Source organism: Thermofilaceae archaeon (assembly GCA_038731975.1).
Lineage (GTDB): Archaea > Thermoproteota > Thermoprotei > Thermofilales > Thermofilaceae > JANXEW01.
This window is the reverse complement of record JAVYQJ010000005.1, coordinates 76,380-82,893: the sequence shown is the minus strand read 5'-3', so window position 1 is coordinate 82,893 and position 6,514 is coordinate 76,380. Positions and strand designations below refer to the sequence as shown.

Sequence of the window (6,514 nt, the reverse complement as noted above, 5' to 3'; positions counted from 1 at the left end):
TGCAGGTTGGGGGCCAGAGAGGCGATGAGCTCCCGCTGGGCTTCCACCGGGTCGCCCCGCGTTACGTACTCGACCTTGATCAGCCTTTCGCCCACCTTCCAGTAGAACTCGTACCAGTCCTCAACGCTCCTCCCGCGCTCCCTGGAGACGCGCAGGGGGGCCGTGTACTCCCACTGGTCTAAGACGTAGCTCAGGAAGGCTGCGTCGCTCACCCTGGCCAGCTTGAGCCCCAGCAGTCCCCTGACCGCCTCGTAGAACCTGTAGTCCCTCGGCTCGTCGATGATCGAGGCGAGCGTCACCCCCCTCTCCCGGGCCCTCTCGACGAGCTTCTCGTACCTCTCGGCGACCTCCCTCTCCAGCCTCTTGAAGAGCTCGCTCCCCGGCAGCACGAAGCCGTGGGGGAGGAGGGTGCCCTTGCTCACGGCCAGCTCCACGCCCCTCTCGACCGCGTCCAGCATGTTCGCGAGCTTGAGCCTCGCGCAGAGGAGCCTCGCCGCCACCTTGCGGCCCGCGATCAGCAGCTCCGGGTGCTCGACCGCCAGCTCGACGAGACCCTCGTCGAAGGGCTCACCACCCCTGAAGTCGCGGACGTCAGGCCTCCTCAGGAACTTGAGGTCCTCCACCTGCCCCACCTCGTTCAGCTCGACGATGGCGGCCACCGAGCACATGTAGGCGACCGTGATCGGGACGAGCCCGGCCAACACGTAGCCCCTCAAGGCGTAGCCGCTCGCCTCGCCGGCCACCCGCCTTACCTCCCTGGGCTCCACGTCCCTCGAGGAGAGGATCAGCCTGCCGCCGCTGAAGCCCTCCGGTGGTTCAGCTTGAAGCAGCTTCCGCCTAACCCCCTCCCTGCTCCCCAACTCCCTAAGCGCGCCCTTGAGCCGGTACACCTTCTCCAGCATGTACTCGGAGAGCTCGCCCCCCCACCCCCGGGCCGACGCGACGGCTTCAACGGTGTACTCCCCGCCGAGGACTTCACCCTCCTCCAGCTTGGCTCGAGCAGCACCGGTGAGCACGTACCGGCCGCCCCCCGCGTACTCGAGCGCCCCCAAGTCCAGGAGATCCATGAGGTAGTTCCGAGCCATCCTCTCCGTGACGCCCATCCGGGCGGCGAGCGCTTGCGCCGTCACGTAGCCGTGCTGTCCGGCCAGCTCGGCGCACTCCCTCAGGGCCACGTTGAGCCTGGAAATATACCCTGACATTGGTTTAGGCATTTACATCTCGGAATAGAGTTTCAACACCGCATTTAACGCGCGCGTTGATAGCGCGCCGAAAGTATTCAGCGGACAGCGATCCCGAGCGAGCCTCCAGGGGAAAAGCCAGTGGCGTGCAGCTGTGGAGATTACGGAAACTTATTTCAGATTCGCGCTGAGGCGGTCGAGACCCCTCCTGAGCGGGGACCTCGAGTTATGACAGGGGAAAAGCATTTAGTCGCGGTTGTCCCTTACTCTTATGCCGCGGGTGAAAGTCACAGTCGACCGCGCCAAGTGCGTGGCCTGCGGGATCGCCCAGTCCGAGTGCCCGGAGGTCTTCGTCCTCGGCGATGATAACGGGAAGAACAGGGTCGTGGACAAGTACGGCGCGGAGCTGACGGGCGAGCTTTCGGTCGGGTACATCCCCCTGGAGCTGCTGGATTGCGTAAAGCGTAGCGCGGAGCTGTGCCCCGTGGAGGCGATAACCTTCGAGGTGGTAGAGTAGTGGGCTGCTGCAACTGCCGGCACCTTCTCGCGTCCCCCGTTCAGGAGGGCCTCGCCTTCTGCGCCCGGCAGCTGAAACCGGTGTATTGGACGACTGAGGACTGCGCCAACGCCGAGCCCCTTGACAGCGGCGAGGTCTCTAGAGTGCTGGCCGAAAGGGGCTTCGTCTACTGCTTGAGCTGCCGAACCACCCTTGTCACAGAGAGCGAAGTGATGGATCACGTCACTAGGGGGCACGTGATCTCCCCGCGACTGCTGGAGGAGGAGGTTCACGAGGACGTTTACGCGGGTGATTAGTTGAAGGAGGTTAGGCTGCTTCTGGGAGGCCCTCAGGGGGGAGGGCTGGAGACGGCGATGATGGTTCTCTTGAGGGCTCTCGCGCTCAGCGGCTACGGTGTGCTGGCGAGCAGGGAGTACTACTCCAACATCGTTGGGAGGCACAGCTACATCCTCGCGCGGGCGTGCTCCAACCGTACGCCGCTGTCGCTGGGCTACCCGGTGCACGTGGTGGCCGCGATGGACGCTGAGAGTGTTTTCACCCATGCCTTCGACTTGGCTGAGGGGGGTATCCTCGTTTTTGACGCCGACGCTGGGGGTAAGAGGCTGGGCGATGTCGTCAGCATGGAGGATTACACGCGCGAAAGGATCAGGCGGCGGCTCGCAGCCATGGGGATCGGTGACGACCTGGCCTCGCTGGTAAGGTACTTGGAGGAGAGTGCCGGCGTGAAGCCGCTCCCCATCTCCTACAGGCAAGTTCTGGCCAGGGTGGGGGAGAGGCTCAAGCTGAACCCGGCCTACCTCAGCCGTTACGTGAGCTCGGTGATCGTTGGCGCGGTTTCGGGCCTGCTGGGTCTGAGCGTGGGGGTTCTCGAGGAGGCCTTCAAGAGGCAGTTTAAGGGTAGGGTGGATCTCGTCGGGGGCAACGTAGCTGTGGTCGAGGAGGTGCTCTCGATCGTGGAGTCTAGCGGGCTCAGCGTCAAGCTTGACGGGCCTGGGCTGAAGCCTGGGCGTTACCTGCTCGTCTCCGGCAACGATGCCGTAGCCATGGGGAAGGTCGCCGGCGGGCTGCGGTACCAGAGCTACTACCCGATAACCCCCGCAGCGGACGAGTCGCTCGCCCTGGAGAGGGTAACCTACGCTGAGCCCGGAGGAGTCCCCGTGGGCCCCATCCTCGTGCTCCAGACGGAGGACGAGATCGCAGCTGTGGCGTCCGCGATCGGAGCCGCTCTGGCGGGCGCTAGGAGCGCTACCTCGACGAGCGGGCCGGGCTTCGACTTAATGGTGGAGGGGATCTCCTACGCGGGGATGAACGAGGTTCCCATCGTGATCACCTACTACCAGCGCGGCGGCCCCAGTACTGGCCAACCGACGAGGGGGGCGCAGAGCGACCTGTTCAACGCGATCTTCGCCGGTCACGGGGAGTTCGCGAGGGTGGTGATAAGCTCCGGGGATCACGAGGAGGCGTTCTACGACGCTGTGGAAGCCTTCAACATAGCTGAGAGGTACCAGGTGCCCGTCATACACTTGCTCGACAAGTTCATCGCGAACTCCGTTGCCTTGATCCCGTTCCCCGACGTCGATTCGCTGAGGATCGATAGGGGGAACTTCGTTAGGGACCGGGTGGCGGGCTACAGGAGGTTCAGCCTAGATTCCCTGGTTTCGCCGCGTGCGCCTCTGGGGAGCGCCGTGATGTGGTACACGGGAGACGAGCACGATGAGTACGGTCACATCTCCGAGGACCCCGAGATCCGGGAGAGGATGTACCGGAAGAGGATCGAGAAGATGGACCTCATCAGGCGGGAGCTCCCGAGGGAGAGGAAGCTCACCTATCATGGGCCGGGAAACCCCGACTTCCTCGTGGTGGGCTGGGGTAGCGTGAAGGGTGTAGCCCTCGAAGCTCTGGAGCTTCTCGAGGAGAGGGGGCTTAGAGGAGGGTATGTGAACCTCAAGCTCCTGTGGCCTTTCCCCTCGATGGAGGTGCTGGAGCTCCTGAGCAAAGCTAAGGTGGTCATCGCAGTTGAGCACAGCTTTGGAGCGCTGGCCTCGAAGCTCCTGATGATGGAGGCTGGCTTCAGGGTGAGCAGGTCCGTGGTGAAGTACACGGGTAGACCGATCACCCTCGATGAGCTTGTGGCCGCGCTCGAGAGGATCCTGGTGGGCGGGGAGGAGAAGGTGGTGCTCACCTATGGCGCGTAGCTCGCAGGAGTACAGGACGAGCATCTGGGTCGACTGGTGCCCCGGCTGCGGCAATTACGGCATCCTCTCGGCCGTTACGCAGGCCCTCGCAGAGCTGGAGCTGGACCCCCGGTCGACGGTCATCGTTTCCGGCATAGGGTGCTCCGGCAAGACCCCGCACTTCGTCAACGTCTCAGGCGTCCACACTCTGCACGGGCGCGCCATCCCCTTCGCCCTGGGTATAAAGCTTGCCAACCCCGATCTAACGGTCATAGTGCACGGCGGCGATGGGGACCTCCTCGGCATCGGCGCAGGCCACTTCGTCGCCATGGGGAGGAGGAACGTGGACATCACTGTGGTGCTCCACGACAATAGGGTCTACGGGCTGACGAAGGGTCAGGCTTCACCCACCCTGCCCTACGGCGTCAAGACGAAAGCCCTCGTCCACCCCAACATCCACTACGCTGTTAACCCGGTGGCTCTCGCTCTCGCCTCGGGCTACACTTTCGTCGCCAGAGGCTACGCCCTTGATGTGAAGCATCTGAAGGAGCTCCTCAAGCGGGCAATTCGGCACAAGGGTGCCGCCTTCATAGACGTGCTGCAGCCCTGCCCCACCTTCAACGACGTCCACACGCCCGATTACTACAGGAAGATCACCTACTACCTGGACGAGAGGGGATGGGACCCCACTGTCAGGGAACCCGCAGAAGCTGGGGAGAAGCTGGAGCACGCTTTCAGGCTGGCTCTCGAGGACGAGAGGCTCGCCCTAGGCGTCTTCTACGAGAACCCGCACATCCCCACCTTCGAGGAGCGGATCTCATCCATGGTCGCAGTCTACCCAAGGATCTCGCCGGCCACGTCTCCCGTGGAGCGGGAAGGGAGGAGCCTATTATCGGCCGAGGCCTTCGAGGAGCTCTTCAGGGACTACCTGATCGAGGTTAAGCCCAGAGAGCCAGCAGCCTGAGAGGCTGATCGTCTTTCGGCGATCAGCTCGATCACGCGGTTCCCGTCATAATATACGTGCCCCTGCAACCGGTCTCAGGCCGGCGGCCCGGCGCTATTCCTCCTGGCCTTCCGCCCCCCTGACGCTTTCCTCCTGTTGGTCTCCGATTACTCTGACTCTACCGAAGCCGATCGAGGTGGAGACGCCGACGCCCAGCCGCTCCGCCAGCTTGAGGGCCGCGAGAAGCACCGGTAGATCCTCGTCCCCCCTCATCGCTATTGTCGCGCGGCCCATGAATGCGGGAACAATCCTCCCCTCGCCGATGTCAACGTACACCCGCTCGACCCGCGGCGTCCCGGCGAGCTCAACAGCTTTGTGCACGCGCTCCGCCACGGGTTTCGTGTCCACGCCCGAGACGCCCGCGTACTTCTTCAGCGCGCTGACAAGAGTTCTCACGGGTGAGGGGTAGAGGACGTTGTACCCGTAGAACTGGTAGCAGGTCGGCGCTGCGAACTCCAAGCTTTTCACTACGACCCTGGATGGGGGAGGGCTTGGCTTCGGGACATCAACCTGCTCGAAGGAGACGCCGGCGAGCTCGAACCGAGTGGCCGGCTCGTCGATCACCGGTTCGCTGATGAGAGCGTCGATGAAGACCTTCGCTAGAACCTCGTCGAGGAAGTGGTAGCGGAACTTGAGCTGCTGTCCGGCCTCCACCACCCTCCAGCCGAAGCGGGGGTGCGGCCTCCCGTTGAGGCCCATATGAAAGCCCGAGAGCAGGTACCTATCCTCCAGCAGCGGGGGTTCCGCTACGAACGGCTTTCTCTCCCTCTTACTGAACTCGACGCCCCTCCTCTTCAGCACGTCGTACAGCACTCTGACGGCGAAGCTGCCGCTCCATGCCGTCACAACGAACTGCTTCAACGGCACAAGATCAACCGTGAAGGTGCAAATGGGGGTGGGCACCAGGTATTCAGCGTGGCGGCTCTCCTAAAACGTTAACTCCTAAGCTCACAGCTCTTCACGGGAGGGTCCACTGATCGTCTCGTGGTTCTCAGGGCCTGCTCCTCGGTTAGAAGTTCCTACTTCGTACGCGCCGTAGCCAAGGAACAGCTTACCCCCCGGAGCGGCTGGTCGCGCGCGTCTCACGCGGGCGGCGCCGTAGTAGGACGAGGCTTCTCAAGGCGCCGCGAGGGTGAGAGTTTATGCGTCCTAAGGGGTCGACTGAGCTTCAAAACCGGGTGTTGCGCCGCCCCTGCCCTTACAGCACGTACTCTGCCCCCGAAAGTCTCCGTGTCTTCTGCGTGCCGAGACTTTCGCGGTATTCACGAGAAAACGTTTTTCTACCTGATGAACGCATTTAGCTTGTGACTGAACAGCTGCTTTCCGTCGCCGTCGACAAGGCTGTCGAGGTCGTCTGGAAGAAGTTAGAGAAGGGTGAAAGGCTGAAGGTTGAGGATCTGGTTGTAATACTGATCGCTACGATAAAGGATGTTTACGGTGGGCTAGAAAGGCTGCGGGAGTTTATTGATCACAGGGTTGCAGAGATCCACCTGAGAATCGATAGGCTGAACGATAGGATCGGTGAGACGGAGGAGAGGATACTAGAGACGAATAAGAGGATCGACACTCTCGGAGCGGAACTAAACGCAAGGATCGCAGAGACAAACAAAAGGATTGATGTACTGGTAGCAGAGCTAAA

7 protein-coding genes are annotated in these 6,514 nt (G+C 62.5%); 5 read left to right on the top strand and 2 right to left on the bottom strand.

The window, feature by feature from the left end; translation table 11 throughout:
• On the bottom strand, positions 1-1,175 hold a 1,175-nt coding region (locus tag QXF46_04320), incomplete at its 3' end, for a DNA double-strand break repair nuclease NurA (protein ID MEM0226078.1).
• Positions 1,176-1,452: 277 nt separating this feature from the next.
• Here QXF46_04320 and QXF46_04315 point away from each other — a divergent pair.
• The 4 genes from QXF46_04315 to QXF46_04300 are packed head-to-tail and all read left to right on the top strand — an operon-like array spanning position 1,453 to position 4,836.
• Positions 1,453-1,698, top strand: coding sequence for a ferredoxin (locus tag QXF46_04315; GenBank protein MEM0226077.1), 246 nt, complete (start codon positions 1,453-1,455; stop codon positions 1,696-1,698).
• Positions 1,698-1,994, top strand: a complete 297-nt coding sequence (locus QXF46_04310; GenBank protein ID MEM0226076.1) for a hypothetical protein — start codon at positions 1,698-1,700, stop codon at positions 1,992-1,994. The genes QXF46_04315 and QXF46_04310 overlap by 1 nt, the downstream gene beginning before the upstream one ends.
• Positions 1,995-3,893 carry a 2-oxoacid:ferredoxin oxidoreductase subunit alpha gene (locus tag QXF46_04305; protein MEM0226075.1) on the top strand — a complete coding sequence of 633 codons (1,899 nt, stop codon included), beginning with the start codon at positions 1,995-1,997 and terminating at the stop codon, positions 3,891-3,893. It abuts the gene before it with no gap.
• Positions 3,883-4,836: a 2-oxoacid:ferredoxin oxidoreductase subunit beta gene (locus QXF46_04300; protein MEM0226074.1), complete on the top strand. Its 954-nt coding sequence runs from the start codon at positions 3,883-3,885 to the stop codon at positions 4,834-4,836. Before QXF46_04305 ends, QXF46_04300 begins: the two co-directional genes overlap by 11 nt.
• Before the next feature lie 93 nt (positions 4,837-4,929).
• Here the strand turns inward: QXF46_04300 and cas6 are convergent, their stop codons facing one another.
• A complete protein-coding gene (gene cas6, locus QXF46_04295) occupies positions 4,930-5,778 on the bottom strand; it encodes a CRISPR system precrRNA processing endoribonuclease RAMP protein Cas6 (protein ID MEM0226073.1) in 849 nt (282 codons plus the stop codon).
• Between the two features lie 401 nt (positions 5,779-6,179).
• On the opposite strand from cas6, the gene QXF46_04290 reads away from it, so the two are divergent.
• Positions 6,180-6,514: hypothetical protein (locus tag QXF46_04290; protein MEM0226072.1), on the top strand; the 335-nt coding region annotated here is incomplete at its 3' end.